At 65.3% G+C, this 25,969-nt stretch carries 24 protein-coding genes and 1 riboswitch; of the genes, 5 read left to right on the forward strand and 19 right to left on the reverse strand.

The genetic code is table 11. The features are described 5' to 3' along the window. Positions 1–23 precede the first annotated feature (23 nt). Positions 24–238, reverse strand: a riboswitch (cobalamin riboswitch). Positions 239–401: 163 nt separating this feature from the next. Next, complete coding sequence (locus ACN9MB_RS02385) at positions 402–1,274, reverse strand: type 1 glutamine amidotransferase domain-containing protein (RefSeq protein WP_426270653.1); 873 nt, start codon at positions 1,272–1,274, stop codon at positions 402–404. 125 nt (positions 1,275–1,399) lie between these two features. Here ACN9MB_RS02385 and ACN9MB_RS02390 point away from each other — a divergent pair, with 125 nt between their 5' ends. Further along, a complete protein-coding gene (locus ACN9MB_RS02390; protein ID WP_426270654.1) occupies positions 1,400–2,614 on the forward strand; it encodes a cation:proton antiporter in 1,215 nt (404 codons plus the stop codon). Positions 2,615–2,700: 86 nt separating this feature from the next. On the opposite strand, the gene ACN9MB_RS02395 is transcribed toward ACN9MB_RS02390, so the two are convergent. The 6 genes from ACN9MB_RS02395 to ACN9MB_RS02420 all read right to left on the reverse strand — a co-directional run bounded on the left by ACN9MB_RS02395 (position 2,701) and on the right by ACN9MB_RS02420 (position 8,376). Then, positions 2,701–3,555, reverse strand: a complete 855-nt coding sequence (locus ACN9MB_RS02395) for a hypothetical protein (RefSeq protein ID WP_426270655.1) — start codon at positions 3,553–3,555, stop codon at positions 2,701–2,703. Positions 3,556–3,628: 73 nt separating this feature from the next. Continuing rightward, a complete protein-coding gene (locus ACN9MB_RS02400; RefSeq protein ID WP_426270656.1) occupies positions 3,629–5,701 on the reverse strand; it encodes a M13 family metallopeptidase in 2,073 nt (690 codons plus the stop codon). Positions 5,702–5,833: 132 nt separating this feature from the next. Next, positions 5,834–6,184: a hypothetical protein gene (locus tag ACN9MB_RS02405; protein WP_204636807.1), complete on the reverse strand. Its 351-nt coding sequence runs from the start codon at positions 6,182–6,184 to the stop codon at positions 5,834–5,836. A gap of 300 nt (positions 6,185–6,484) precedes the next feature. Next, positions 6,485–7,015 (reverse strand): SRPBCC family protein, encoded by a 531-nt coding sequence (locus ACN9MB_RS02410; RefSeq protein ID WP_426270657.1) that lies wholly within the window; start codon positions 7,013–7,015, stop codon positions 6,485–6,487. A gap of 32 nt (positions 7,016–7,047) precedes the next feature. After that, on the reverse strand, positions 7,048–7,725 hold the full coding sequence (locus ACN9MB_RS02415; protein WP_426270658.1) for a glutathione S-transferase family protein: 678 nt from the start codon (positions 7,723–7,725) through the stop codon (positions 7,048–7,050). A gap of 15 nt (positions 7,726–7,740) precedes the next feature. After that, the gene (locus tag ACN9MB_RS02420) at positions 7,741–8,376 is read right to left on the reverse strand and encodes a YceI family protein (RefSeq protein WP_426270659.1); all 636 of its coding nucleotides are present in this window, start codon (positions 8,374–8,376) and stop codon (positions 7,741–7,743) included. Positions 8,377–8,540: 164 nt separating this feature from the next. On the opposite strand from ACN9MB_RS02420, the gene ACN9MB_RS02425 reads away from it, so the two are divergent. After that, positions 8,541–8,837, forward strand: a complete 297-nt coding sequence (locus ACN9MB_RS02425) for a hypothetical protein (protein ID WP_239535895.1) — start codon at positions 8,541–8,543, stop codon at positions 8,835–8,837. A gap of 7 nt (positions 8,838–8,844) precedes the next feature. On the opposite strand, the gene ACN9MB_RS02430 is transcribed toward ACN9MB_RS02425, so the two are convergent. Then, positions 8,845–9,831, reverse strand: coding sequence for an NAD-dependent epimerase/dehydratase family protein (locus ACN9MB_RS02430; protein WP_426270660.1), 987 nt, complete (start codon positions 9,829–9,831; stop codon positions 8,845–8,847). A gap of 177 nt (positions 9,832–10,008) precedes the next feature. On the opposite strand from ACN9MB_RS02430, the gene ACN9MB_RS02435 reads away from it, so the two are divergent. Next, positions 10,009–10,713 carry an ArsR/SmtB family transcription factor gene (locus ACN9MB_RS02435; protein ID WP_426270661.1) on the forward strand — a complete coding sequence of 235 codons (705 nt, stop codon included), beginning with the start codon at positions 10,009–10,011 and terminating at the stop codon, positions 10,711–10,713. Between the two features lie 142 nt (positions 10,714–10,855). On the opposite strand, the gene ACN9MB_RS02440 is transcribed toward ACN9MB_RS02435, so the two are convergent. From ACN9MB_RS02440 to ACN9MB_RS02475, 8 genes are all read right to left on the reverse strand, one after another. Next, positions 10,856–11,767, reverse strand: coding sequence for a DUF2167 domain-containing protein (locus tag ACN9MB_RS02440; protein WP_204636801.1), 912 nt, complete (start codon positions 11,765–11,767; stop codon positions 10,856–10,858). A 122-nt stretch (positions 11,768–11,889) separates the two neighbouring features. Further along, entirely contained in the window at positions 11,890–13,272 is a 1,383-nt protein-coding gene (locus tag ACN9MB_RS02445; protein WP_426270662.1) for a M28 family metallopeptidase, read from the reverse strand. A gap of 68 nt (positions 13,273–13,340) precedes the next feature. Beyond that, positions 13,341–14,105: a glutaminyl-peptide cyclotransferase gene (locus ACN9MB_RS02450; protein ID WP_426270663.1), complete on the reverse strand. Its 765-nt coding sequence runs from the start codon at positions 14,103–14,105 to the stop codon at positions 13,341–13,343. A 36-nt stretch (positions 14,106–14,141) separates the two neighbouring features. Continuing rightward, on the reverse strand, positions 14,142–15,518 hold the full coding sequence (gene dbpA / locus ACN9MB_RS02455) for an ATP-dependent RNA helicase DbpA (protein WP_426270664.1): 1,377 nt from the start codon (positions 15,516–15,518) through the stop codon (positions 14,142–14,144). Between the two features lie 41 nt (positions 15,519–15,559). Continuing rightward, positions 15,560–16,999 carry a sugar porter family MFS transporter gene (locus tag ACN9MB_RS02460; protein WP_204636795.1) on the reverse strand — a complete coding sequence of 480 codons (1,440 nt, stop codon included), beginning with the start codon at positions 16,997–16,999 and terminating at the stop codon, positions 15,560–15,562. 233 nt (positions 17,000–17,232) lie between these two features. Continuing rightward, the gene (gene rluF / locus ACN9MB_RS02465) at positions 17,233–17,952 is read right to left on the reverse strand and encodes a 23S rRNA pseudouridine(2604) synthase RluF (RefSeq protein WP_204636794.1); all 720 of its coding nucleotides are present in this window, start codon (positions 17,950–17,952) and stop codon (positions 17,233–17,235) included. Positions 17,953–18,066: 114 nt separating this feature from the next. After that, positions 18,067–18,840 carry an ABC transporter permease gene (locus tag ACN9MB_RS02470; RefSeq protein ID WP_204636793.1) on the reverse strand — a complete coding sequence of 258 codons (774 nt, stop codon included), beginning with the start codon at positions 18,838–18,840 and terminating at the stop codon, positions 18,067–18,069. Beyond that, positions 18,837–19,790, reverse strand: a complete 954-nt coding sequence (locus ACN9MB_RS02475; RefSeq protein ID WP_426270665.1) for an ABC transporter ATP-binding protein — start codon at positions 19,788–19,790, stop codon at positions 18,837–18,839. The genes ACN9MB_RS02470 and ACN9MB_RS02475 overlap by 4 nt, the downstream gene beginning before the upstream one ends. Before the next feature lie 124 nt (positions 19,791–19,914). On the opposite strand from ACN9MB_RS02475, the gene ACN9MB_RS02480 reads away from it, so the two are divergent. Both ACN9MB_RS02480 and ACN9MB_RS02485 read left to right on the forward strand, forming a co-directional pair. Continuing rightward, entirely contained in the window at positions 19,915–20,658 is a 744-nt protein-coding gene (locus ACN9MB_RS02480) for an FAD-binding oxidoreductase (protein WP_426270666.1), read from the forward strand. Between the two features lie 259 nt (positions 20,659–20,917). Continuing rightward, the gene (locus tag ACN9MB_RS02485; RefSeq protein ID WP_426270667.1) at positions 20,918–21,250 is read left to right on the forward strand and encodes a hypothetical protein; all 333 of its coding nucleotides are present in this window, start codon (positions 20,918–20,920) and stop codon (positions 21,248–21,250) included. 4 nt (positions 21,251–21,254) lie between these two features. Here ACN9MB_RS02485 and ACN9MB_RS02490 read toward each other — a convergent pair whose 3' ends face one another. Genes ACN9MB_RS02490 through ACN9MB_RS02500 form a run of 3 tightly spaced genes read right to left on the reverse strand, consistent with a single transcriptional unit; the run spans position 21,255 to position 25,914 of the window. Next, positions 21,255–22,370: a fimbrial protein gene (locus ACN9MB_RS02490; protein WP_426270668.1), complete on the reverse strand. Its 1,116-nt coding sequence runs from the start codon at positions 22,368–22,370 to the stop codon at positions 21,255–21,257. Continuing rightward, the gene (locus ACN9MB_RS02495) at positions 22,367–25,174 is read right to left on the reverse strand and encodes a fimbria/pilus outer membrane usher protein (RefSeq protein ID WP_426270669.1); all 2,808 of its coding nucleotides are present in this window, start codon (positions 25,172–25,174) and stop codon (positions 22,367–22,369) included. The genes ACN9MB_RS02490 and ACN9MB_RS02495 overlap by 4 nt, the downstream gene beginning before the upstream one ends. Beyond that, positions 25,171–25,914 (reverse strand): fimbrial biogenesis chaperone, encoded by a 744-nt coding sequence (locus tag ACN9MB_RS02500; protein ID WP_426270670.1) that lies wholly within the window; start codon positions 25,912–25,914, stop codon positions 25,171–25,173. The genes ACN9MB_RS02495 and ACN9MB_RS02500 overlap by 4 nt, the downstream gene beginning before the upstream one ends. Between the last annotated feature and the right edge of the window lie 55 nt (positions 25,915–25,969).

Below are 25,969 nucleotides of genomic sequence, written 5' to 3' on the forward strand. Positions count from 1 at the left end.
AGCCGTCACTACGCACCAGGGCGTTGGGCCCTGATGTGCCGGCAGGTCTTCGGACTCGTGGACATGGGCGGTGAGGCCCGGCCTAGTTGCCCCCGCTTCCCAGCCGCGGAGGGCCAGTGCGATGGGGGCTTTCGTTTCCACTTACCGCTGCGGGGCAGTCCCGGATTTGCACCGGAGTTCCCTATTAAGCCATTCCGACCGTAGGTCTGAGAGTGGCACCGACGAGGCACAACATATCGGGCTGCACCGGGTCGGTCAACCCAATAGATTGTGGATTGCCCGTGGATAAGCCCGAAAACTCCAAGATGGGGGCGGAGTTAGGAAATGCTAGGAAATTTTCGCGGGGGGAGGGGTTGTATCGGGTCGCGCGAGATGCAAGTGCCGCGCACTCGATCGGCGTCTCACGGGCGAATGGCGGTGGTCGTCTCAAGCATCGCTGCGAATTCGCGGGCGAAGCGGTGCACGTCGCCCGGCCAGCGAGCGGAGAGGTAATTGCGGTCGCGGATGACGAAAGCCGGCGTGTCATCGTGGTCACTGTCGCGCACCAGGCCGGAGGTCTGACGGCGACGCTGCGGGGCCTCGTCGGGCACGTCGAGGAAATCGTCCGGATTGGCGAGCGCACGCGTCACTTCCTGCTGTACCGACATATGGCCTGCCGGCTGGCCCGCGCCGTCCGGGTAGGTGCGGTAGTAGTGTGGATCCCAGAAGCGCGTGATGCGGGTCAGCGACCAGGCGGATTTTTCCAGCGCCCAGGTGAGTGCCGTCGTGCGACGGCCATGCAGCACGGAGCGGCCGTCCGAGCCACGACTGCGCGCGGCCAGCACCACGCCGTGGCAGATCGCGGCCACGGGCTTGTCCGACGCGAAGAAAGCGCTCACCGTGCGTTGCAGCTGCGCGCTTTCCAGATAGTCGCGTACGCCGCGCGCGCAATGGCCGCCCGGCAACAGCAGGCCGTCAAACCGGTCCGGATCGATGGCATCCCAGGCGATGGGCGCGTTGAACGCCACGGCCTTCTCAAGCGCCGCATAGTCGCGCCGTGCATCGGCGTTGGCGCGCAACAGCAAGCCGACCAGGCGCAGCTTGCGCAAACCGGGCACGAAGCCCCATGGGTCCAGTCCTTCGCCGCTGAGCATGATCGGATCGGCCTGCGCGACCCGGCCGTCGGGCGTGGCGAACGTCACATGGTGTCCCGCCTGCGTGAGAATGCGCCACGGCACCGCGACTTCGCTTGGGTCGAAGTCCTGCTGGGGAAGCGGAATCAATACGTGGGCCACGGCGTGCGTCCTTCGGTGTGTGCGCATCCTGGCGGATTGCGTGTTCGGCCCATGTTGCGGGCCGGTACATAGACAAGGCAAGCTCGGGCGTGGCCATTCGGCCATCCAAATTCATCGGGACATCCATGGGGCATCCGCTGCTGCTTGTTCAATTGCTGGTGATCATCGTGGTGTCGCGATTGATCGCCTGGCTCGCGCGTCGCATCGGCCAACCCGCAGTGGTGGGCGAAATGCTGGCGGGTCTCGCGCTGGGGCCCATCGCTTTCGGTGCCATCGCGCCCGAGTGGCAGCAGCAGCTCTTTCCCGCGGACAGCCTCGGCAATCTGCAGAGCCTGAGCACGCTGGGCCTGGTGTTGTTCATGATGGTGGTAGGAGCGGAATTGCGCGTGCCGGCGAATGCGCAAGGCGGCCTGCTGCGCCCGGCCGCGTGGATCGGCGGACTCGCCATCGTCATTCCGGTGGTGTTGGCGCTCAGTGTCGCGCCCTGGCTGTATGCCGACTACGCACCGCCCGGCATCACCCGGCTCGGCTTCACGCTGTTCTTCGCCACGGCCTGCGCGATCACGGCGTTGCCGGTGATGGCGCGCATCGTGAAGGAACGCGGCATCACCGATAGCTTGCCCGGCCGACTCGGCATCGCAGCGGCGGCGGTGGCCGATGTGCTGGCGTGGATCATGCTCGCCTTCGTAGTGGCGCTGATCAGCGCACACGGCGATTGGGCGCCGTTCTGGCGCACCATGATCGGCCTGGTCGTGCTGCTGGCGCTGACCTGGTTCGTGCTGCGCCCGCTATGCGCGCGTTTGCTGGCGCGTCATGCGCCGGACGGCAATGCCGATGGCCCGGTGCTTGCGTTCCTGTTGGCCGGTGCGTTCGGCTGCGCCGCGATCACCGAGTGGCTCAACCTGCACGCGGTGTTCGGCGCGTTCCTGTTCGGCGCCTGCCTGCCACGCGACGACCGGCTGCTGGAAAACCTGATCGACCGCGTGGAGCGCGTCACCATCGCGGCGTTGCTGCCGGTGTTCTTCGTGCTGGCGGGTTTGAGCACCAGCTCCAAGCTGCTGACCGGTGGCGCCGGCATCGCGCTGCTGCTGGTGCTGGCCGTTTCGGTCGCCGGCAAGTTGCTGGGCGGCACCGCCGGCGCACGCCTTTCCGGTCAAAACTGGCGCGACAGCTTCACCATCGGATCGCTGATGAATGCACGCGGCATGATGGAGCTCATCGTCATCAAGGTCGGTCTCGATGCGGGCGTGATCAACAGCGCGATGTTCACCATTCTGCTGGTGATGGCGATCGTCACCACGATGATGACGACGCCGATGGTTAGCTTGGTTCGTCGTTAGCACGGCAACGCAGTGCTAACGATGAAGCGATAAGCGCGCCAGCTACTAGCTTTCCCTCGGGGCACGGTGGCGCATGACTGCAAGATTCAATTGGAGTCGAGGGATGTCGCAAGGTGAGGGCCCGTGCCCAATTGCTCCAGCATGCTCTGGGCTAGTGAGTCCGGTCGGCCGGATACCAGCCTGCGGTTACCGATCCAGGGAGCTTTTTGAACCACGCCTGGCATGTATTCGTCCCATTTGCCGTAGGCATCAGGGTCGGGAGTGCCCATTTCATGCAAGGTGAAGTCGACCGGAACTCGGATGAGCCAGGAATTGTCCTTCGCACTCGGACCGGTCGACGGTGGCTCGAAGGTCCAATTCTTGGTGCCCTCAATCGCCGCCTCGGCCAAGTCGTGTGCATAGATTTCGTTTCGGGTCTGTGCCAAGTACTGCCGAAGGTTTACCTGTTCGGCAAACGCCTGTTGCACGTGACCGTCTTGTCCGATCTGGAGCAACAAATACACCGTGCCCGACACCCGATCCGCCAGTGAGATGCGAGGGTAGCGGACGGGTGTCGTCGCCTTGCGATGGATGTAACGAGTGGATTCGCCGCTGCCGTCGGCAAATGAAGCGCCGGCGACGATCAGCCTGGCATGCGTTTCATCGATGGCGCGGGCCACCACGCGAATACTCATGGTCTCTTTCACCGGCTCGGCTACCTGATCGTCGAACTCGAATACCCAATGGGGAACATTCGTTTTGACGACATCGATCACCGCGGGAGGAATGCGCTCGGGTCGGTCGACCGTGTAGCTGACCACCTTGCCGTCCGGGCCGATGACAATGCTGCCCTTGACCAACATGCTGGCCTCGGAAACGGGCTGCCTGCCTGCGGCGAACACCGGCATTGACGCAAGGCAAAGACACATACACGCCGCTTTGGCGCGCGACAGAACATTCATGCATGTCCCCCTCGGAAGAAGGTGCGAGTGTATGGGCCGCGATGAGGTCAGGCCAGTGGCCCGCTGGCCGCTGTCACCAAATCCTCACCCGATCCTTCGGATCCAGATACAACGCATCCCCCGGCTTCACCCCAAACGCCTGATACCAGCCATCGATGTTGTGCACCGGCCCATTCACGCGGAACTTGCGCGGCGAATGCGGATCGCTGGTGACCTGGCGGCGGATGGCGTCGTCGGTGAGCTTGCCGCGCCACGCCTGGGCCCAGCCGATGAAGACGCGCTGGTCGCCGCTGAGACCGTCGATCACCGGCGCGGGCTTGCCGTGCAGCGAGGCGTGATAAGCGTCGAGCGCCAGGGTGAGGCCGCCGAGGTCGGCGATGTTCTCGCCCATGGTGAGGTTGCCGTTGATGTGCACGCCGGGCAGCGGCTCGAAGGCGTCGTATTGCGCGCCGAGTTTCTTGGCGCGTTCGTCGAAGGCCTTCGCGTCGGCGGCGGTCCACCAGTCGCGCAGGGCGCCGCTGGCGTCGATCTTGCGGCCTTGGTCGTCGAAGCCGTGGGTGAGTTCGTGGCCGATCACGCCGCCGATGGCGCCGTAGTTGATGGCCGGATCGGCGTTGGGATCGAAGATCGGCGGCTGCAGGATGGCAGCGGGAAACACGATGTCGCGCAGCGAACCGTTATACGCATCGTTGGTCTGCGGCGTCATGCTCCAATCGCTGCGGTCGACCGGCTTGTCCAGGCGGTCGACATTGAACGACCAGTCGGCCTGCGCGGCGCGCAGCACGTTGCCGGCCAGATCGTCGTTGCGCATGACCACCTTCGAATAGTCGCGCGGATGATCGGGATAGCCCACCTTGATGGTGTAGGTGTCGAGTTTCTTCAGCGCTTCCTTGCGCGTCTCCGGACCCATCCAGTCCAGGTGCTCGATGCGCACGCGATAGGCCGCTTTCAGGTTGGCCACGAGCTCTTCGATCTTGGCCTTCGACGAGGCGGGGAAATACTTGTCGGTATACAGCTGGCCCACGGCCCAGCCGAGGTTGCCGAAGCAGTACAGGCGCTCGCCGGTGCCGCAGTCGCCGCCGGACACCGCGTGCACGCCGCGCTTCCACGACGCTTCCATCTGTTGCTGGCCGGCCAGCGTCTTCTCGTGCAGCTCGAAGTACGCCTGCTGGAACGGCGTGGAGAGGTAGTACGCGGCATTGTCGGCGATGCGTGCCGCCTGCCATGCCTGGATGGTGCCGACCGGTGTCTTGGCATACAGCGCCGCCAGCCTCGGGAACGCGGTCTTCTCCATCGCCACCACATGCTTGAGCTGGCCCAGCTGCGCGGATTTCAGGAAATCGTTCCATGCAAAGCCGGGCGCGAGCTTCTCGAGATCGCTCACGCTCATCGGGTTGTACATGGCTACCGGATCGCGTTGCTCGACCTTGCTGATGCTGGCCTGCGCGATCGCCGTCTCGAAGGCCACCACCTCCTTCGCCGCCGCTTCCGGCTGCGCCCAACCGACCAGGGTGAGCAGTTTGGTCACATAGGCTTGGTAAGCGGCCTTCTGCTTGGCGAATTCGGGCTTGAGGTAGTAGTCGCGATCGGGCAGGCCCAGGCCGGCCTGCGAGACATACACGGCGTAGCGGTTGGTGTCCTTCAGGTCCACATCGAAGTAGAGGTTGAACAGCGAGCCTTCGAAATCGATGCCTGTGCGGCCCATCAAGGCGGCCTGCGCATCGCGCGTGGTCGCCTGTTTCACGGCGTCCAGTTGCGGCGTGATGGGTTTGGCGCCCAGCGCATCGACGTGGGCCTGATCCATGAACGACTGATAGAACGCGCCGACCTTGCCGGCAATCGCCGTGTCGCTGGCCGGGTTGCGCGCGGCCGCCTCCATCAGCTCGTGCAGGCGCTGTTCGGTGAGGTCGGTCATCGCCAGTCGAAGGCTGACGGCGGGTTTGTCGGCGGGAATCGGCGTGTGGTCGAGCCAGGTGCCGTTGGCGTAGCGGAAGAAGTCGTTGCCCGGCTTCACCGAGGTGTCCGCGCCCGCGGCGTCGAAGCCCCAGCTGCCGTACTGCGGTTTGCCGGTGGATGCGTCAGCCGCGTGGGCCGCGCCGAAGGTGAGCGCGCAAAGGCATGCCGCTGCGAGGATCCTGCTGACCATACGATGCTCCCGCTGAGTGTGAACGCGGATACTCGCATGCTGGCGGGGTCCGGCCAGTGCTGGAAGTTGTGGTTCGCCCATGGCCAGCGGCCCGGGCATGCCGGGCCGCTGGCTGCTCGCCGACCGGAGGGATCAGTAGCCGTTGCGCTGATAGTGGATGCGGTTGCTGTCGTGGTTCAGCGACTGGTTGAGGTGCTGCTGCTCCGCCGCCGTCAGGTGACCGCCGTGTTCGGCCATGTCGCGGGTTTCGCGGGCGGCGATGTTGGCGTCCTGGCGCTCGTCGCGGAAGGCCTGCCGGGCGTTGATCTGGCCGTCGGCAATGCCGGCCTGGATGCGGTTCTGCTGGTTGGCCAGGCGCTGGTCGACCTGGTTGATGCGGCCATGGCCCGGGATATAGATCGGCTCGTCCTGGGCCGAGGCGGCGGCGCTGGCCAGGGCGGCCACCAGGCCGAAGGCGATCAGGCTGTAGCGTACGTTCTTCATGATGGGGTCCTCATGGTTCAAATCGTTGGGCGGGCGTCGCGTGGGCGGCAGCGCGGCCTTCTTCGGGATGGATGACTCCTGCCGGGAGCGGGAACCGTGAGGCGGTTGACGGAAGCGGCGGATCGTTCAAGCCATACGTCGTTGAGCTGGCAGGTATAGGTTCGCGCGGACGCGGCCCGCGGGTTTGCCGAAACGACGGCGGGTTTGCCAAAAAGCACGGTGTGCTGCCGCACAACGAAAACGGCCCGGGAGAACCCGGGCCGTTGCCTGTCGCTGCGATGAAGATCCGGGGGTGGGGCGTCAGGCCGGTTGCTCGGCCAGGGCGCGCAGATTGGCGAGGCCTTGCTCGAAGTCCTTGCCCACCATCTTGTCGAAGTTGAACACCAGGCCCATCAGCTTGCTCGTGAACGGCGAGCGCCCTTGCATGGCCCAGCTCACGCGGGTGGCATCGCCCTCCGGCGTCAACACGAATTCGGCGGTGTTGCTGGCCTTGAACGGGGTGAAGAACTCCAGCTTCAGGAACACGCGCGACGACGGCGTGGACTGGCCGATCTCCATGCGGCCGCTGCCGATGTCCTTGTTGCCGTTCCAGGCGTAGATCGCGCCCACACCCGACGGCGGCCCGTCGAACGTGCGTTGCATGGCCGGGTCTTTCTTCTCGTAGGGCGACCAGGCCTGCCAGCGGTGGAAATCGTCGATGAAGGGAAAGATGCGCTCGGCGGGCGCGCGGATGGTGGCCGAGCGCTCGATGCGAAATTGATCGGGCCGCATGGCGGCCAGGATCAGCACGACCGCGACAAGCAGCAGGATAACGATGAGCGCAACAAGCATGCGGGTGACCTCGATGGGATGGATGCGGACGATCAGGCGTCGACGGTTTCGCGGGGAACCATGTGCATATACGGCTGCGCTTCGCGCAACACCCGGGCGAACGACGGCCGTTGCATCAGGCGCAGCAGATAGGCCGCCGTGTGCGGGTGGGAATCGTCCAGCGGCAAGATCGACAGGTTGATGAAGAACAGCCCAGGCGCGGCCGCGCAATCGGCCATGCTGAAGTGGGCACCCGCGGCCCAAGGCCGGTTGCCGGCGTCGCGTTCGAACTCGCGTTCGATCAGGTCCAGCGCCGTGCGCAGCTTGTCGCGCGCCTGGGCGACGCCCAGCGTGTCGCTCTCGGCCTTGGGGCGCAGGCGGTCGGTGATCACCTTCTGCATCGGCTCGCTCACGTAGTGGTCGTAGAAGCGATCGCGGAAGCGCACTTCGCGCGCGTCGTCGGCATCGGTGGGAATCAGCGCGGTCTTGCCCGGGTAATGTTGCGCGAGGTACTCGATGATGATGCTCGATTCGGGCACCAGGCAGCCGCGCGCGTTGTCGTTGAGCACCGGGAATTTGCCGATCGGCCACAGCTTGTAGAACGCGGTGCGCGACGCTTCGTCCATCAGGTCCACCACGTGCGGATGGAACGGCGTGTCGTTCTCGTACAGCGCGATCAGCGCCTTGTGGCAATACGCAGCCAACGGATGCATGTAGAGCGTGAGTGACATGGGGGTATCCCGTGTTCAGTGGGCAGGCGAGGCGAGCGCGACCTTGCCGGCGCTGCCATCGTCGATCAGCGCTTCGACCTGGATGCGCAGTGTCACGTCCATGTTGAAGCCGTAGGTCTTGCCGGCGTCCATGCCGAAGTCGTCGCGCTTGAACACGGCATAGGCATCGGCGCCGCACAGTTCGCGCTTGTTGAGCGGATGCGGCATGCACTTGAAGCTCTTGATTGAAAGCTCAAGCGGACGCGTCACGCCGTGCAGGGTGAGCGAACCCTCGACCTTGGTCGGCGCGCCGTTGACGAAGCCGGCCAACTGGCCGCGATAGATGGCGGTGGGGTACTTGCTCACCTCGAACAGCTCCTTGCCGCGGGCGGCGTCGTTCATGGCGGGCAGGCCGAAGTCGGCGCTGGCCATCTCGACGGTGACGTCCACGCTGCCGGTGCCGGCGGCCTTGTCCAGCGTGACCTTGCCCGACGTGTGGTCGAACTTGCCGCGCCAGGTGGAAAGGCCGCCGAGATGGTCGGCTTCGAAACTCGGGTAGGTATGGGCCGGATCGATTACGTAGGTGGCCGAACCGGCATGGGCGGCGCTGGCGGCGGACAGGCACAGCAGGGTGCCCGCTAGGGCGTGGAGGGTGCGGTGAGGCAGGGGCATCGTCGACTCCTGGGGGTGGATGGCGGGCGCCGTTCTGGCGCGCTCATCTTCATGACGATTCAGGCTGGCCAATTTCGACATGGCACTTCGACAGCCGGACGGACTGGCTACGTCCGGCTGCGGTACGCTCTGCGGGTACCGTCTTCCACCGAGGGGCAGCCGCCATGCGCGCGCCAACAGGTTCCGTCGTCGGGTTGTGTTCTGCATCGGCCACGCTGTGCGCGATGGGCATGGCATTCCTCGGCTACTGGGGCGTCCACGAGCCGGTGCCCTGGCGCGCGGTCGACCTGGTGGTGATCGTGCTGGCCTTCGCCGGTTTCGGCCTGCTGGCTTCCGTGCCATGGATCATCACCACGCCGGTGGCCGAAGACAGTGCCGAACGCATTCGACCCGCGCGCCGCATGTTTGCCTTTGGCGTGCTGGCGATCTGGCTCGCCGCGATGCTGGCGGTGGTCGGCTAGGCAGCCGTCAGACGTCGACCGGGTAGGGTCCGTCGCGGAAGGTTTCCGCGTGGTAACCCTTGGAGCCGATCAACCGGGCCAATGGACTGCGGATGTCTTCACCGGTGGCCAGGCGTGCGATCAGTGCGGCGAAATCGTGGCGCGGCGTCCAGCCCAGTTCGTTGCGGGCCCGCTGGTTCACATACACACGGTCGATGCCTTGGGCCATTTTCCAGCCGTGTTGCGCATAGATCGCGTCGTAACCGGGCACGCGCCGTCCCACCACCAGCGGCGCATGCGCCCGCAGGCCGTCCAGATCCTCGGGGAGGAACGGCGTGGTCGCGCTGATGATGTAGCGGCGGAAGCCAAGCATCGGCGCGCGTCGTGCCGCCAGCAGGTGCGCGCCCACCACGTCTTCGATGTCGACGCGGCGATGCAGGTACTCGTTGGTCTTGAGGTTGTCGTCGCTGTAACGCCCGCGCACCGAGCGGTCGTCGTCTTCCTCGGGAAAGAAGCGCGAGGTGCGCAGCACCATGGTGGCCAGCCCCTGGTTACGCGCGAACAGCTGGCACAGGTCTTCGGCGGCGGCCTTGGTGACGCCGTAGATGTTCTTGGGCACGGGCATCACATCTTCGGTGATCCATGCGGCCGGTTCGCCCGCCGGCGGACTCAGTGCGTCGCCGAACACGCTGGTGGTGCTGGTGTACACGAACGAATCCACGCCGCTGGCGACGGCCTCCTCCAGCAGGTTCAAGGTGCCGGTGAGGTTGACGTCGAGGAAGTCCTGCCGGCTATGCGTGGCGAGGTGCGGCTTGTGCAGCGTGGCCGGGTGGTACACGGTGCCCACGCCAGCCATGCAGCGGCGCACGAAAGCGCGATCGCAGATCGAGCCGAGGCGGTTGGTGTAACGCCCTTCGGCCACGTCCACACCGATCACCTCGTGACCGAGCTCCAGCGAGGCGCGCGCCAGCGCTTCCCCCAGGTGCCCCGAACTGCCCGTGACAAGAATGCGCATGCTCGACCGCGATCCAACCGAACGACGATGAGCCGTGATCCTAGCATCGGTGTTTGCGGCAGGAACATCGCGGACGGAATCAAACTTCCGCTTAAAACGCCATCCCGGATCGAGGCTCGCCGTACGTTTCGTCGCGGCACGAAGTGTTCGGCGAATCGGCCGCGTTAGACTCGGCGCATGAACGATGCGGTCTCTCCAAGCCGTTACCAGCTGGCCGAGATCGGCGCGCTGCTCGCCGAGCCGGCACGCGCCGCCATGTTGCTGGCGTTGATCGACGGCACAGCGCGGCCCGCCGGCGAGCTGGCGCGTGCGGCGGGCGTGGGTGCGGCCACCGCCAGCGCGCACCTCAAGCGCCTGCTGGAAGGCGGCCTGCTGGCCGTGCACGAACAGGGACGCCATCGTTACTACCGTCTTGCTGACGATGACGTTGCGGGCATGATCGAAACGCTGGCGGCGCCGCGCGGCCGGCCGGTGCTACCCGATCCCACGGGCGGCGATCGTCCGCTGCGCACGGCGCGCACGTGTTACCGCCATCTGGCGGGCCGACTCGGCGTAGGTTTGTGCGATGCGCTGCTGCAGCAGGGCTACGTGCTTGCAGCGAGCGAGGGCATGCGTCTGCAGGAGCACGGTGCACAGGCGTTGGTGCAGGCCGGTCTCGATGCCGCGCGCGTGGAGACGTTGTTGCCGCTGGCGGGTCGCGGCTGCCTGGATTGGACAGAACGCCGCCTGCATCTGGGCGGCCCGCTCGGTGTATCGCTGACCGATGCCTTGCTCGACGCAGGTTGGCTGCGTCGCCGAGCCACCAGCCGCGCGCTGCAGCCCAGCGATGACGGATTGCGCCGCTTGATCGCGCTCGGCGTGCCGTGGGAGAGCGGTGGCTGATCGTCCCGTCGTGCCCTCTGTGGGAGCGCACGTGTGCGCGACAACCTGACGAAGCGGAACGCTGCCGTCGCGCACAAGTGCGCTCCCGCAAAAGAGCGGCAGATGCCACGCCACCCATCGGCAGCGCAGCATCGCGAATGCATCAAGCCTGTTTTTTCTTGAAGAGCTTGGCGAACAGACCGCCGATGGCGGCAATGCCGATCACCACAACCTTCTTAAACGCCAGCAGCATGATGCCCAGCTTGGCGAACAGCCCGGCCTTGGCCGCGATACCGCCGGCCACCAGAGCGGCGATGCCGTAAGCCGCGGCTTTGTCGGTACTCGCGTTGTAGTCGGCATACCGCTCGCCCGGATTGAACTCGGCCATGGCCACCACGTCGGGCATTTCCGCGCGAACCTGGGCCAGCTGGTCGATCGGCGCCACCGCATTGAGCGAGAGATAGCCCTTGCGGCCGAGCACGCGGATCGCATAGTTCAGCGACTGCCCGTCGGGGCTGCCGTCGGCTTTCTTGAACTTCAGGTCGCGCGCCCAGTAAAGCTTGTGCGTCGCTTCGTCGTAGTGCGGCGGCTCGGCCCAGCCCACCAGTTCGATGGCGGGATAGCCTTCCTTGAGGCGCTCGGCATTGCCCTCGTCGGTGCCCTTCTTCAGGTCCTTGAGCATGTCGTCGTAATCGATCTTGGCGGCATCCTTGTCGGATACATAGCCTTCATCGACGAAGGTGACCACCACCGCCCAGGTTTTCTCGTCGAGTACGGCATGCGCATCGGTGCTGGGAATGATCATGCCCAGCACGCTGGTGTCGGGCGGATTGCCCCAGGCCTGGGTAAGCACGCGCTGCGCATCGGCAGCGGAAAGAAAACTGTAGCCATGGGCCAGCTTCAACGTGGCCTGCGCGCCGGGAAGGGAGACCTCGCCGGTGACCGGGTGCAGCGAAGCGACGAACGCTTCGGCGGAGGTGTGCGAGCCACTCTCGTCGGCCATCGCCGCGATCGGTGCGGAAAGAACAAAAGCGGCCAGCAAAGCCATCGCCGGCAGGAGCGTCTTGCGAAGCATAGGAATTCCCCTGGTATCGTCCGTTGATACGCATCCCTCTCGATGCGACCGCGGGCCCTTGAGCCCGCGGCGCTGCGATCTTATCGCCTCGTAAGCTTTTGCGCTCTGGGAATGTTCCCTGCTTAAGGCGACTTCGGAGCAGGCGACCGTTCGAAGCTGCCGGCGTCGCCCGGGAACACCACCGGGCTCTCGTAGCCATCGGCCGAGACGGCCGAGACACCGAAGAACCAGTCGTCGATCACCACGTCCTTGATCACCGCCTGGTCGCTGTCACCCACGGCGCGGCTGTACTGCCACTGCGGTGCGGTGGTGTCGCGCCAATGCACGATGTAGCCCGCGGCGCCCGGCACCTTCTTCCAGTGCACGGTGGTGTCGCTGGCCAGCGCGCCTTCGATGCTCACGCCGGACGGCGGGGAGGGGGCGCGGCTCAGCGCCGCCATGGTAACCGTATTGAGGGCGGTGACGCGGGCGAGATAGCGGAAGTCGACACCGTCGATGGTGTCGCCGTATTTGATGCCCTTCTCCGTGCGCAGATCCTGGTGCTGGCGCGTGTAATCCTCATGACCTTCGGTCACGCGGACGCCGGGATAGCCCGCTTCCAGGAACGGCACCTGGTCGCCGCCGCGGCTGTAGCGGTCGGTGCGATAGACCATGTGCACGCGCAGGTCGGGCAGATACGTGGAGGCGATCTGCTCCATGTAGCGGGCGACGTTGCGCGAGGGCGAATCCACTTCGCCGCCGTGATAGGCGCGGTACTTCGCCTGTTCCGGCGTTTCATTGCTCTTGGTGCCTTCGGAGAAGATGCGCACCGTGGTGTTGTCCAGCACGCCGTTCAGGCCGTGGCTGTTGCCGACGATGTCGTTGTTGAGGTCGGCCTGCACGTTCCAGCCTTGCGCCACCGCATAGTCGGCCAGCACCTTGCCGCCATACAGGCCCTGCTCCTCGCCCGAGAGCGCGGCGAACACCAAGGTGGCGTCGTTGTCTTCCTTGGACAGCAGGCGCGCCGCTTCCATCAGCGCGGCAACGCCGGAGGCGTCGTCGTTGGCACCCGGTGCATCGGAGGTGGCATTCATCACGTCGGTGACGCGCGAATCGAGGTGGCCGGTCATCACGATCACCCGCTTGGGATCGCCCTTGCCGCGCTTGATCGCCACCACGTCCATCACTTCGGTGGATTGCGGCACGCGCTTGCCGGTGAACATCTGCGACGGTGTCACCACTTCGATGCAACCGCCGCAGGCTTTGGAGATGTCTTCGAACTGCGACTTCACCCAGCGCCGCGCGGCACCGATGCCGCGCTTGTCCGACTTGGTGTCGGACAGCGTGTGGCGCGTGCCGAAGCTCACCAGCTTGGCGATGGTGGCGTGCAGTGCCGCTTCGCTGGGCGCGGTGGACAGGGCCAGCAGCGAGGATTGCTCGCGCTGCTGTGGCGGCGCATCGCCGGCATAGGCGGTGGAGAGGGCAAGGCACAACGCAAGCGGCAGCAGCGACGGGGCAAGGCGCATGAGGGTCTCCCAGTGGTCAGCCCCGCACTCTACATCGGCAGCGCCGTCCCGCAGAACCCTGCAGGGAATTACGGCTTGACCAGCGTGATCTCGAACAGCTTGGGCCAGCGCTTGCCGGTGACGAACAGCCGATCGTGCTGTTCGTCATAGGCGATGCCGTTGAGCACATCGTTGCCCGGATCGGGCAGGCGGCTCACGTCGAGCAGGCCGCTGAGGTCGATCCAGCCCGTCACGTGGCCCGTGGCCGGATCGATGCGTGCGATGCGATTGGTCATCCACACGTTGGCGTAGATCTCGCCCTTCACCCATTCCAGCTCGTTGAGGTTGGCCACCGGTTCGCCGTTGTCGGTGACCATGATGCTGCCGGTCGCGGTGAGCGTGTCCGGGTCGAGAATGCGCAGCACCGGCGAGCCGTCGCTCATGTAGATGTGCTTGCTGTCGCGCGTGAGCGCCCAGCCTTCGCCGGGATAATTGAACGTGCGCAGCTGCTTGAAGCTGGCCAGGTCGTAGACGAAACCCATCTGGTTTTTCCAGGTGAGCTGGATCAGCTGCTGCTTCCAGTCGATGATGCCTTCGCCGAAATACGCGTCCGGCACATCGTGGCGCTGCACCACCTTGCCGGTCTGCAGCTCCACCTTGCGCACGGTCGACTCGCCCGCCTCGCCGGTGCTTTCGTAGAGATAGCCGTCCTTGTAGAACAGGCCTTCCGTATAGGCCGAGGTGTCGTGCGGATAGACGTGCACGACGTGATAGCCATAGACCGGCGTGGCCGCATGGGCGGCGGAGCAGGCGAGGGCACCCAGGGCGAGCGCCAAGCAATAGCGGCGAATCATCGAAGCGGAATCCTTTGCGGCGGGCAGCGCGGATCGTCAGTGCAGCGAGCGTACCCGGAAATTGCGTCCCTTGATCTTGCCGGCGCGCAGCCGCTCCAGCGCCTTGTTCGCAAGATCCCGGCGGATGGCGACATAGGCGCGCGTGGCGAACACATCGATCTTGCCGATGTCCTTGGCATCGAGCCCCGCATCGCCGGTGAGCGCGCCGAGGATGTCGCCGGGGCGCAACTTGTCCTGGCGCCCGGCATCGATCACCAGCGTCTTCATCGGCGCGAGGTTGAGCTGCTTGCCGCGCGGCGGCGCCACCTTCAGCGGATGCCACGGCAGCGGCTGGCCCAGCTGCTCTTCGATGTTGATCGCCTTGGGGCGCTCGCGCGGCGTGACCAGCGTGACGGCGAGGCCGTCTTCGCCGGCGCGACCCGTGCGGCCCACGCGATGCGTGTGCGTGTCCGGATCGTGGGCGATGTCAAAACTCACCACCAGCGGCAGGGCCGCGATGTCGAGGCCGCGCGCCGCCACGTCGGTAGCCACCAGCACCGAGCAACTACGATTGGCGAACTGCACCAGCACTTCGTCGCGGTCGCGCTGTTCCATGTCGCCGTGCAGGGCGAGCGCCGAGAAGCCGCGCTTGTCGAGTTCGTCGGCGACGGCGTCCACGTCCTTGCGCATGTTGCAGAACACCAGCGCGTGCTGCGCATGTTCCTTGCCAAGCAGTTGCGCGAGCGCGTCCAGCTTCTGCGCCGGCTCCACTTCGTGGAAACGCTGCTCGATGGTGGTTTCCTCGTGCGGCGTTTCGATCGTCACCTCCACCGGATCGCGCTGCACGCGCTTGCTAACCTGGCGGATTTCCTCAGCATAGGTGGCCGAGAACAGCAGGGTCTGATGATGCTTGGCGATGCGTCCCACGATGTCGTCGATGGCCTCGCTGAAACCCATGTCGAGCATGCGGTCGGCTTCGTCCAGCACCAGCACCTTGATGCCGCCGCCGTGCAGGCTGGCGCGCTTCAGGTGTTCCTGGATGCGCCCCGGCGTGCCCACCACGATGTGCGGATCGTGCGTGAGCGAGGCCAGCTGCGGCCCCAGCGGCATGCCGCCGCACAGCGTGAGCAGCTTCACATTGGGAATATTGGCCGCCAGCTTGCGGATCGCCTTGCTCACCTGATCGGCCAGCTCGCGCGTGGGGCAGAGCACCAGCGCCTGCAGGCGAATGGTGTCCACATCGATCTGCTGCAGCAGGCCAAGGCCGAAGGCCGCGGTCTTGCCGCTGCCGGTACGGGCCTGCGCGATCACGTCGCGCCCCTGCAGGATCGGCGGCAGGCTCTGGGCCTGCACTGGCGTCATCTCGGTGAAACCGAGGGTTTCCACGCTGGCGAGCAGCGCGGGCTTGAGTGGGAGCGTGCGGAAATCAGTCATGCGCCATGATCGCATCTCAGCGACCATGGCGCAGGAAAACCTTAGCCCTGCATGTCTTCCAACTCGATGCCCTTGGTCTCGCGCACGGCCTTCAGCACGAAGATCAGCGAAATCAGGGCGAAAGCCGCGTACAGGCCGTAGGCGAAGGCGAGGCCCATTTCGGCCAGCGCCGGGAAGGTGCTGGTGATGGCGAAGTTGGCCAGCCACTGCGCGGCGGCGGCCACGGCCAGCGCGATCGCGCGGATTCGGTTGGGGAACATTTCGCCCAGCAGCACCCACACCATCGGGCCCCAGCTGAGGCCGAAGAACACCACGTAGGCGTTGGCGGCCACCAGCGCCACCATGTTCCACGGCGCGGGCAGGCTCAGGCTCGCGCCGCTTCCGGTGGCCTGCGAAAAGCACCAGGCCATCGCGCCCAGCGTGACGACCATGCCGGCCGAGCCGATCACCAGCAGCGGCTTGCGGCCGATGCGATCGACCAGCGCGATCGCTACCAGGGTCACCAGCACGTTGACCACCGAGGTCGCCACCGTGATGGAGAACGAATCGGCTTCGCTGAAACCCACCGAATGCCACAGCGTGGACGAGTAATAGAAGATGACGTTGATGCCCACGAACTGCTGGAACACCGACAGCAGGATGCCGATCCACACCACCGGCAGCAGGCCCAGGCGCGGACCGCGCAGGTCCTTCAGGGTGGGACGGTATTCCGAATGCAGGCTCTCCTGGATGTCCTTCACCTTGGCATCCAGCGCGGCGTCGTTGTGCATCGCCAGCACCTGGCGCAGGACGTCCTTCGCTTCGGCCAGGCGACCCTTGGCCACCAGGTGACGCGGCGACTCGGGCACGCCGAGTACCAGCGAGCCGTAGATCAGCGCGGGCACCACGGCGACCAGGAACATCCAGCGCCATGCGTCCAGGTTGAACCACAACTTGTGCGAAGCGCCGCCAGCGGTGCTCGCCAGCCACGCATCGCTGAGCAAGGCGGCAAAGATGCCGAGCACGATGGCCAGCTGCTGCAGCGAGCCGAGCCGGCCGCGCACGGCGGCGGGCGAGATTTCCGCGATATAGGTCGGTGCGATCACCGAAGCCACGCCCACGCCCACGCCACCCACCAGGCGCCAGAACACCAGGCTGCCGACGCCAGTGACCAGGCCCGAACCCAGCGCACTCAGCGCGAGCAGTACCGCGGCCACCTGCATCGCGCGCACACGGCCAACGCGATCCGCCAGCGGACCGGCATACCAGGCGCCGGCAGCGGAGCCGAGCAGCGCGCACGACACGGCGAAACCGATGTGCGCGGCGTCGAGCCCGAAGTTGCCGCGCACGGCATCGACCGCGCCGTTGATCACGGCGGTATCGAAGCCAAACAGGAAGCCGCCAAGCGCCGCAGCGGCTGCGATCAGCACCACACGCGCGGTGGCGTGCTGACCAAGGTCATCGACGGCACTCTTCGCCGCCGGTGTCGAATTCAGATTCATTGCCTCTCCCCAATCCAGAGTCCGGCGATTCTGCGCTGGCAGTGCCGGTTTATTGAAGTGAATACGTATGCATCAGGTTGGGGATGATGTCGAGCTTTGGGTGATGTTGCGTGTGCGATGGAAGCGTTTTGCGATCCGGTGGTACATGTGTCGGCCGTTTGCTGCTTCGCAGCATGCGCGAATACATCGCGAAGAGAACCTCGCCTTCACAGATGCTCAGCGAGCGGGAACGCTCACCACTGCGTGCGCCCCGGCAACAACCCCTTCAATTCCGCCTCGGTCAGGTTGCGCCACTGCCCCACCTTCAAGTGTCCCAGCTTCACGTTGATCACGCGCACCCGCCGCAGCTGCGTCACGCGATAACCGAATTCCGCCGCCATCAGGCGAATCTGTCGATTCAACCCCTGCGTAAGAATGATGGCGAAGCCGAACTTGGCGATCTTGCGTACCTTGCACGGCTTGGTCATCTGGCCGTGGATGCGCACGCCGCGCGCCATGCCCTTGAGGAAATCGTCCGTCACCGCCTTGTTCACCGCCACGAGATATTCCTTCTCGTGGTTGTTCTCCGCGCGCAGGATCTCGTTGACGATGTCGCCGTTGCTGGTGAGCAGGATCAGGCCTTCCGAATCCTTGTCCAGGCGGCCGATCGGGAAGATGCGTTCCTGGTGGTCGACGAAACCGACGATGTTGTCCTTCACCGTCTGATCGGTGGTGCAGGTGACGCCCACCGGCTTGTTCAATGCGATGTACACGGCACGCTTGGCCGCGGGCGTCGCCGCCAGCACGCGGGCCTTGACGATCTCGCCGTCCACGCGCACCTCGTCGCCCTCCAGCGCCTTGGCGCCGGTGCTGACGACTTCACCGTTGATGGTGACGCGGCCGGCCAGCAGCAGCTCGTCCGCCTCGCGGCGGGAGCAGATGCCGGCCTCGCTGATGTATTTGTTGACGCGCATGGATGGATCTTTGGTTCTTTTGTAGGAGCGCACCCTGTGCGCGACAACCAGGCGAAGCAGTGCAACGCAGTTCTGCGGTCGCGCACAGGGTGCGCTCCTACAGGGTTTTCGTTCTTACGAACGCAGGCCGATGCCGCGCTTGAGCAGGTGCAGCGCCACGGCCGTCAGGCCCACCACGAACACCAGCATCACCGCGAACGCCACGCCGATCTGCACGTCGCTGACGCCGAGCACGCCGAAGCGGAACGCGTTGACCATGTACAAGATCGGATTGACCATCGAGATGCTGCGCCACGGTTCGCCCAGCAGGTCCACCGAATAGAACACGCCGCCGAGATAGGTGAGCGGGGTGAGCACGAAGGTGGGCACCAGCGCGATGTCGTCGAACTTCTTGGCGAACACCGCGTTGACGAAGCCGGCCAGCGAAAACACCGTGGCGCCCAGCAGCACCGAGAGGAAGGTGATGATCGGGTGGGCCACGTGCAGGTCGGTGAAGAACAGCGCGATCAGCAGCACCAGCGCGCCGACCACCAGGCCGCGGGCCACCGCGCCGGTGACGTAACCCAGCAGGATCACCCAGTTCGGCATCGGCGACACCAGCATTTCTTCCACGGCGCGGCTGAACTTGGCGCCGAAGAACGAGCTGGAGATGTTGCCGTAGCTGTTGGTGATGATGCTCATCATGACCAGGCCGGGCACGATGTACTGCATATAGGTGAAGCCATGCATCTGGCCGATGCGGCTGCCGATCAGCTTGCCGAAGATGACGAAGTACAGCGTCATCGTGATGGCGGGCGGGATCAGCGTCTGCGTCCAGATGCGCATGATGCGCATGATTTCGCGGCGGACGATGGTATTGAGTGCAACGAGGTTGCCCGTGCCGTTCATGCGGCCTTCTCCGTGGTGTCTTTCCGGCCGTTCTCGACAAGGCGCACGAACAGTTCTTCCAGTCGGTTGGTCTTGTTGCGCATCGAGGTCACCGTCATGCCGCGTTCGCTCAGGCCCGCAAACAGCGAGTTGAGGTCGTGCGAGCGGGACATCTCCGCTTCCATGGTGTGCTCGTCCAGGCGACGCAGCGAAATGCCGGGGATCACCGGCAGGTCGGTCGGCACGTTGTTCACGTCCAGCACGAAGGTTTCCACGTCGAGCGAGGCCAGCAGGCGCTTCATCGAGGTGTTTTCCACGATGGTGCCGTGGTCGATGATGGCGATGTTGCGGCAAAGCGTTTCCGCTTCTTCCAGATAGTGGGTGGTGAGGATCACCGTGGTGCCGGCCGCGTTGATGCCGCTGACGAACTGCCACATGGAACGACGAATCTCGATGTCCACGCCCGCCGTGGGCTCGTCGAGGATCAGCAGCTTGGGCTCGTTCATCATCGCGCGGGCGATCATCAGGCGACGCTTCATGCCGCCGGAGAGCATGCGCGCCTGATGGTGCGCCTTGTCCCAGAGCCGCAGTTCCTTCAAATACTTCTCGGCGCGCTCGATCGCGATCTTGCGCGGGATGCCGTAGAAGCCGGCCTCGTTCACGCAGATGTCGAACGGCTTCTCGAACTGGTTGAAGTTGATTTCCTGCGGCACCAGGCCAATCAGCTGCATGGCCTTGCCGCGCTGCTTGTTGACCGACACGCCGAACACGTGCGCGTCGCCGCTGGTGGCGTTGACCAACGAGGAAAGAATGCCGATCAGGGTGGATTTGCCGGCGCCGTTGGGGCCGAGCAGGGCGAAGAAATCGCCGGGCTGGACCGTGAGACTGATGCCTTTGAGGGCTTCGACGCCATTGTTATAGGTCTTGCGCAGGTTTTCGACGACCAGCGCGGGTGTTGAAGAGGGGGACATGGGCTGCACCGAAGGGGCCAGCCTTCTATTATACGTGGCTTGCCCCGGCGCTCCCCTTCGGAGCGGCGATCTCACTCGCCACTCCCTTGGGAGCGGCGATCTCTCAAGTTCCCCCGGAAGACCGATGGCCGATCATTTTCAGCTCCGACTCGTCGACAGCACCATGCTGGCGCCCACTGTCCGCCACATGGCCTTCGAGCGGGCCGACGGCCAGCCGCTGGCCTTTACGCCGGGGCAGTTCCTGCAGATCCACTTCCACTACGAGGACGGCACCGCCACCAAGCGCAGCTATTCGGTAGGAACGGTGGGCGACGGCTCCTCGCCGGTGCAGCGCATCGAGATTGCCGTGAGCTACGTGGAAGGCGGCGCCGCCACCAAGCTGCTGGGCGAGCTGCCGATCGGCGGCGAAATCAGCGCCAGCGGCCCCTACGGCCGCTTCTGCCTGCAGCCGGGCGACAGCAACGGCCGCTACCTGCTACTGGCCACCGGCACGGGCGTCACCCCGTATCGCGCCATGCTTCCCAAGATCGGCGAGCTGGTGAAGCAGGGCCGCGAAGTGGTGCTGCTGTACGGTGCGCGCAACGAAACCGAGCTGCTGTACGGCGAGGAATTCGAGGCTTTCGCCCAGGCGAACCCCGGCTTCACCTTCCACGGCTGCCTCAGCCGCCAGCCGCGTGACGTCCCGCGTCCGCACGACCGTCCGGGCCATGTGCAGAACGTGCTGGCCGAGCTGGCGCCTAGCGCCGAGCGGGACATCGCCTACCTGTGCGGCAACCCGAACATGGTCGATGCGGCCTTTGCCGCCCTGAAGGATTTCGGCCTGCCGGTGATGCACATCCGCCGCGAGAAATACATTTCTTCGCGTTGAATCGCGCAACGGTGGTTAAACCGTTGCCCACCAAGGCGCTCAAGTTCGGCTGAGACCGGCCGCTAACGGGATCAGCCCGGCGTTGCCCTGCGCCGGCTCCCAGCCCCTGTTCCACGGGTCGCCTTTCCGACACCCGTCAAAAACGTGACACAGTTCACGTTGCGAAGACCTGCCCGGGTTTCCGATATCAAGCGCAAGGGGCCCACGCCGATAGATCCCATCAGGTATCCCCAAAAAGGGGGTGCGGGAAGGGGCATTTATGAAGGGCTGGATTCGCAAGACCTGGGTGAGCTGCGTTGTCGCCGCGTCATTGGGTGTGCCGTTGGCACATGCGGCAGGGACCGGCACCATCACGTTCGTGGGTGCGATCGTGGTACCCACCTGCAACACGGCCGATGTGGCCGGAGTTTTCCCGCAACGCGGTTATCAGCATTGCGCCATGCCGGCGGGACAAGCGTCGCTGCCTACTTCCAGTTATCGACAGGATGTGGCTTCACTTGAGAGCGAAGCCAGTCATGATCGCCTGCTCGCTTACTTCGCGGGCTACGCGAGCAGCGAGCAGACGCAGATCGTTACGCGTACCTACGAGTGAATGATTACTGGTAGGTGATGTTGTATTTGATGCTCACCGAAACGGCACCCGCCGTGACCGCTGCCGCCGCGTAGTACTGCGCGTAGTAGTTCAACGTCACGGCATTGTTGACCACATCGAACGTACCCGAATTCTGCGCCGCGGCCGACGATGTCTTGCTGAGATTGAGGGCGCCCGAGAGACTGCTGCCCGGACCGTTGAGCAACTGCACTTGCACGTTCTTCGCGCCGCCATTGCCTGTGATGGTGTTGGTGAGATTGCCGGTCGTGTTGCTGACGGTTCCGTTATTAAACACGTTGGAGGCGATGTCGACGCCATCCGGGCAACCGGTGACCGCGATGCTGAAAGGCGTCATGCCGGCGGTTTTTCCGGCCGCAGCCAGCTGAGACGTATCGACGGTCGGCAACGTCACGGTCTGGTTGTTACCGGCCGTTATCGTGCACGTGGGCAGGGTGATGGTGATGGCGGGCAGGACCAGCGTCGCGCCGAGGCTTTGGCTGGTCGAGTTCACGCTGCCGCCGGAGATGTACCACCAGTACGGAATCAGGTTGGTCTGCTTGATGGTGCCGGCGGCGATCGTCGTTGCTTTTGTCTTGATGAGCTGGGCGGTGTAACTGGCCGTGACGGTCCCGGAGTACGAGCCCACCGCTGCGCTTGAAGGCGCCGTCACCGCTCCGGGCACATAGCCCGCCGTGCTGGTGGGGCCACAGGCGAGACAGGATCTGCTGGTGGCCTGCACCGGCAAAGCCGTGACCAGCACGGCCAGGCCGTTGATGCTGGTGGCAAAGGTGATGCCGGGGCCGCTGGTATTGTTGGTGCTGTCCAGCGTGGCCAGGGTCTGACCGGCCTGGATGGTCGCGGTGTAGTCGTTGGCGGCCTTGGAGGCGGGTAGGCCCGAGCAGTTGAAGATGATGGTGGCCGTGCCCGTCGTACCGTCAATCGGGCCCACCGGGCCGTCGGGTTGAACCACGATGGTGGTGGGCATGCTGAGCGTGGCCGAGCTGGCCTGGCAGTTCGGTGCCGCCTGCGCCATCGGCGCCCAGCCGGTCGCCACGAGCACCAGCATCAGCAGTCCGAAAAGCTGCGCATAGCGCTTGCGCAAAGCCGAGCCAACCTTCATGAGCCACTCCTTGTTGCCTGTGCGACGGCGTTGCTGCGCGTGCAGGTTGCCGAGATCTGCTGAAGCGCCTTCGCCGACTTGTCTTTCGACGGCGGCGGCAGCTCGTAGTAGAACGAGCACGATTGTGCCTCGCCGTCGTCATCGTGCCAGCGCACGCTGAGCTTGCCGGTCGGATCGACGCCGCGCACCAGGATCTGGCTGGCCTGACCGACCACGCCGAGCACGACATTCTTCTCGTTGAACACTTCGGCGCCGAACGGCAGCGCGTCGCCATTGTCCAGCTGCGAACGAATGAGGACGGTGCGGCCGTTCTGCGTCTTGAACTTCATCATCACCACCGCGCCGGCATAGGGCGCCACCTGGGCGCTGGTGGAGTCGAGCTGAACGTCCATCGGCAGGCCCTTGGGGTCGACCTGCACGGAGTTCAGTGCATACGGCGTCAGGTACGGCACGATGGCGTAACCGAAGCGGTCGATCTTCACGCCGCCGCTGCTGTTGACGCGTGCACCGGCGGCGCCCGGCACGTAGACGATACCCACGGTATCGCTGATCGGCTGGCCGAAGGTGATGCCGCCCGGATGCGCAACCACCGAACCGCTCATACCCAGCGAGGCCTGCGAGTAACCGCTGCCCTTGCCGTAGGTGGCGCTGAACACCGCGAACGGGCTGCGGTAGCCGGCGCTGAGCGATCCCGCGTTGCTGCTGCCGCTGCCGGTTTCGCCACCGGAAGCGTGCGAGGCGGTGGCGCCGTAGTTGAACTGGTTGTCCGCGCCCAGCGTGCCGCTCAGCATCGCCTGTTCCTGCGAGCCGGTCTGGTCGTCGTGCGAGAGGTTCAGCGTCATCGTCGGCGAATGCGCCGTGCTGCCCAGCGGCAGGGTGAAGTTGACGAAGAACTGGTTGTCGTAGCGACCCGTGGCATCCACCGAGCGGTTCGCCGAGACGTTGTAGCTCAGGCGACGGATGTGGTTGCTGTAGCCGAGCTGGAACTGCGTATCCGTGCTGCTGCGGTTCCAGTAGTCGCGCACCGAGGCGTTGGCATAGATGGAGCCGCCGTTATCGCCCAGCGGCTGGCTCATCGACAGCGTGAAATTGCTGCGCTGGCGCTGCACGCCGGTCACCGTGAGCAACGAGCCGACGTTGAACGGCGAACCGTTCAGTGCCGCCTGCTGCTGGGGCGTGAGCACGCTCGACACCGGCACGCCGTCGATGGTGTTGACCGTCGGCGTCAGCGTGGTGCCGAACGCATCGAGGCCGCGGCTGGCGTAGTCGCGCGCCTGTTCGGCATCGGTCAGGCTCAGGTAGCCGCCGGTGGAATAGCGATAGGCGGCGACCGAGAAGGTGGTCTGGGTGGACGGAATCACCTTGCTGTAGGTGATGCGCACGCTCTGGCCCGACTGCGTCGAATAGCCGGGGATATGCGCCTGCGCCTGGGTGACGTCCAGTGCCAGAGCGCCGTAGTGGGTGTCGATGGCGGCGCCGATCAGCGCCGCGCCGTAACCCTGCGAACCGACGATGCCGGCATAGCCGGTGAGCAGGTTGCTGAAGCCGCGCTGCACCGTGGCCTGCATCACGCCCGGCTGATCCTTGATGGAGGCCACGCGCAGTTGGCCGACCGCGACGTCGTAACGGGTGATGCCGGGACGCAGCAACTGCGCGACCGAGGCGTAAGGCACCACGAACGCGGTGCTGTGGCCGTCCGCTTCGGTCACCGTCACATCGAGGTTGCCGCCGAAGCCGGTCGGGTACAGGTCGTTGATCACGAACGGACCCGGTGCCACCGTGGTCTGGTAGATCTGCACGCCGTTCTGGCGCACGCTCACCAGCGCATTGGTGTTGGCGATGCCGCGGATCATCGGCGCATAACCCTGCATCGACTGCGGCAGCATGCGGTCGTCGGTGGCCAGCTGCACGCCGCGGATGCCGAAGCTGTCGAACACGGTGCCGTCGGTGTAGCTGTCGCCGACGGTCAGCACCGAGCGCAGCGACGGCAGGTCGCGCTGCAGGTAGGTCTGGATGTTCTGCCAATGGCTGCGCGACGGGCTGTTGGACGAAGCGGACGTCCAGGTCATGGTGCCCTGCTCGCGCAGATGCCACAGACCGATGTTCACGCCGGTGTTCACGCCCAGGTACGAGCTGGTCTGGCTGACGCCCTGGCTGCTGCTGTGGAAGCTGTTGAAGTTGTAGTTCAGCAGGCCTGCCGGCACGCCGGCATCCCAGTATTCGGGCGCCACGTAACCGCGCGGCATCAGGCCCATATAGGCCTGTGGCACGCTAACGTCGAGGCGCAGCTGGGTCATGTCGAAGTTCATCTTCGCATCGGGGATCAGCTCGCCGATGGAGACGCAGGCCGACGGATCGTCCATGCGCTTGGCCACGTCGTCAGCCATCTTCGGATGCAGGCCGAACTGATCGAGCATCTTGCGATCGAGGCAGGGCAGTGCATTGGCGTTTGCCGACGGCGCCACGAAGCGCACGGCACGGCGGCCCACCCACACGCCATTGAGATAGACGTCGCTGTTGTACTCGCCTGGCAGCACCGGGTTGCCGTGCTCGAAGCGCGACAGGTCGGTGGTGTTCTGGCCGGAGCCGGACAGCATGCTGCGGTCGAAGTCGGCATAGCCGCCGCTGCTGCCCGGATCGGCGCCGCCCGGGCTGGCCGACGGATCGGCGCCGGAAGCGGGCAGCGCATAGGCGGAGAACGTTACGCTGGCCAGCGTGGCCGCAATGGCCGCGCTCAGCAACGCACGATGGCACGCCACCGGCCAGGACGTGCGTCGCTGGGCGTTGGCGTGCGGGTGCTTCATGCGGCGACCGAGCCCTTGAAGGTCACGTCGGAGCCGTAGTCATTGAGGCAGTGATAGTCGATCGCGCTGCCGGCGGCCGGCGCCTGCTTGAGGTCGGACACGGGCAGGCTGAGGTCGGACATCGGCGCGACCATGCCGGCGTCGACCTTGTGCGCCACGCCACCCACGGTCACGCGGATGTCGGTGATGGTCACGTAGTACGGCGTGGGGTTGTGCACCACGATGGCGGCGCCGCTGGACTTGAAGGTCAGTTCGCCCGGTGCCTTGACCGGATCGCCGGCCAGGCCGGTCGGGCGATAGAACAGCTTCAGGCGCGAACGGATCGCCATCTGCAGCGTGTTCGCGTTCTGCGTCACCAGGCTGGAGGGCTTGGGCGGCACTTCGAGCACGTTGAGCCAGAACACCGACTCGCGATCGGTCGGCAGCGGCTGGTCACTGTGCGTGAAAAGGATGCGCAGGCTCTGGTCGCGGTTCGGCTCCATGCGGAACAGCGGCGGGGTGATCAGGAACGGCGTCTTCACCTTGTCCGGCGTGGACATGGGATCGCCGTTGTCGACCCAGCTTTCGACCAGGGCAGGCGTGGAATTCTGGTTGGTCAGGCGAACCGTGACCTCGCCATCGGCGGCAGGAAAGATCACCCGGGTGCCGGCGATGATGACGTTGGCGTGTGCCGCCGTCATGGAAACCGTGCAAACGAAGGCCAGCAGCGCCGCGGAAAGGGCGCGGTTTGGAAACTTCATGGGGGAGACCTCAGAGGCGAAACAGGGAAAGTGCTGCGGCGGGAGCCCGCCGCAG

Origin of the sequence: Dyella kyungheensis, from assembly GCF_049913195.1 — a bacterium.
Taxonomy (GTDB): Bacteria; Pseudomonadota; Gammaproteobacteria; order Xanthomonadales; family Rhodanobacteraceae; genus Dyella; species Dyella kyungheensis.

Excerpts from the sequence above, each read along its gene's own strand:
- ACN9MB_RS02390 (WP_426270654.1), top strand. The coding sequence starts at position 1,400 with ATGGGGCATCCGCTGCTGCTTGTTCAATTGCTGGTGATCATCGTGGTG.
- ACN9MB_RS02395 (WP_426270655.1), bottom strand. The coding sequence starts at position 3,555 with ATGAATGTTCTGTCGCGCGCCAAAGCGGCGTGTATGTGTCTTTGCCTT.
- ACN9MB_RS02400 (WP_426270656.1), bottom strand. The coding sequence starts at position 5,701 with ATGGTCAGCAGGATCCTCGCAGCGGCATGCCTTTGCGCGCTCACCTTC.
- ACN9MB_RS02405 (WP_204636807.1), bottom strand. The coding sequence starts at position 6,184 with ATGAAGAACGTACGCTACAGCCTGATCGCCTTCGGCCTGGTGGCCGCC.
- ACN9MB_RS02410 (WP_426270657.1), bottom strand. The coding sequence starts at position 7,015 with ATGCTTGTTGCGCTCATCGTTATCCTGCTGCTTGTCGCGGTCGTGCTG.
- ACN9MB_RS02415 (WP_426270658.1), bottom strand. The coding sequence starts at position 7,725 with ATGTCACTCACGCTCTACATGCATCCGTTGGCTGCGTATTGCCACAAG.
- ACN9MB_RS02420 (WP_426270659.1), bottom strand. The coding sequence starts at position 8,376 with ATGCCCCTGCCTCACCGCACCCTCCACGCCCTAGCGGGCACCCTGCTG.
- ACN9MB_RS02425 (WP_239535895.1), top strand. The coding sequence starts at position 8,541 with ATGCGCGCGCCAACAGGTTCCGTCGTCGGGTTGTGTTCTGCATCGGCC.
- ACN9MB_RS02430 (WP_426270660.1), bottom strand. The coding sequence starts at position 9,831 with ATGCGCATTCTTGTCACGGGCAGTTCGGGGCACCTGGGGGAAGCGCTG.
- ACN9MB_RS02435 (WP_426270661.1), top strand. The coding sequence starts at position 10,009 with ATGAACGATGCGGTCTCTCCAAGCCGTTACCAGCTGGCCGAGATCGGC.
- ACN9MB_RS02440 (WP_204636801.1), bottom strand. The coding sequence starts at position 11,767 with ATGCTTCGCAAGACGCTCCTGCCGGCGATGGCTTTGCTGGCCGCTTTT.
- ACN9MB_RS02445 (WP_426270662.1), bottom strand. The coding sequence starts at position 13,272 with ATGCGCCTTGCCCCGTCGCTGCTGCCGCTTGCGTTGTGCCTTGCCCTC.
- ACN9MB_RS02450 (WP_426270663.1), bottom strand. The coding sequence starts at position 14,105 with ATGATTCGCCGCTATTGCTTGGCGCTCGCCCTGGGTGCCCTCGCCTGC.
- dbpA (WP_426270664.1), bottom strand. The coding sequence starts at position 15,518 with ATGACTGATTTCCGCACGCTCCCACTCAAGCCCGCGCTGCTCGCCAGC.
- ACN9MB_RS02460 (WP_204636795.1), bottom strand. The coding sequence starts at position 16,999 with ATGAATCTGAATTCGACACCGGCGGCGAAGAGTGCCGTCGATGACCTT.
- rluF (WP_204636794.1), bottom strand. The coding sequence starts at position 17,952 with ATGCGCGTCAACAAATACATCAGCGAGGCCGGCATCTGCTCCCGCCGC.
- ACN9MB_RS02470 (WP_204636793.1), bottom strand. The coding sequence starts at position 18,840 with ATGAACGGCACGGGCAACCTCGTTGCACTCAATACCATCGTCCGCCGC.
- ACN9MB_RS02475 (WP_426270665.1), bottom strand. The coding sequence starts at position 19,790 with ATGTCCCCCTCTTCAACACCCGCGCTGGTCGTCGAAAACCTGCGCAAG.
- ACN9MB_RS02480 (WP_426270666.1), top strand. The coding sequence starts at position 19,915 with ATGGCCGATCATTTTCAGCTCCGACTCGTCGACAGCACCATGCTGGCG.
- ACN9MB_RS02485 (WP_426270667.1), top strand. The coding sequence starts at position 20,918 with ATGAAGGGCTGGATTCGCAAGACCTGGGTGAGCTGCGTTGTCGCCGCG.
- ACN9MB_RS02490 (WP_426270668.1), bottom strand. The coding sequence starts at position 22,370 with ATGAAGGTTGGCTCGGCTTTGCGCAAGCGCTATGCGCAGCTTTTCGGA.
- ACN9MB_RS02495 (WP_426270669.1), bottom strand. The coding sequence starts at position 25,174 with ATGAAGCACCCGCACGCCAACGCCCAGCGACGCACGTCCTGGCCGGTG.
- ACN9MB_RS02500 (WP_426270670.1), bottom strand. The coding sequence starts at position 25,914 with ATGAAGTTTCCAAACCGCGCCCTTTCCGCGGCGCTGCTGGCCTTCGTT.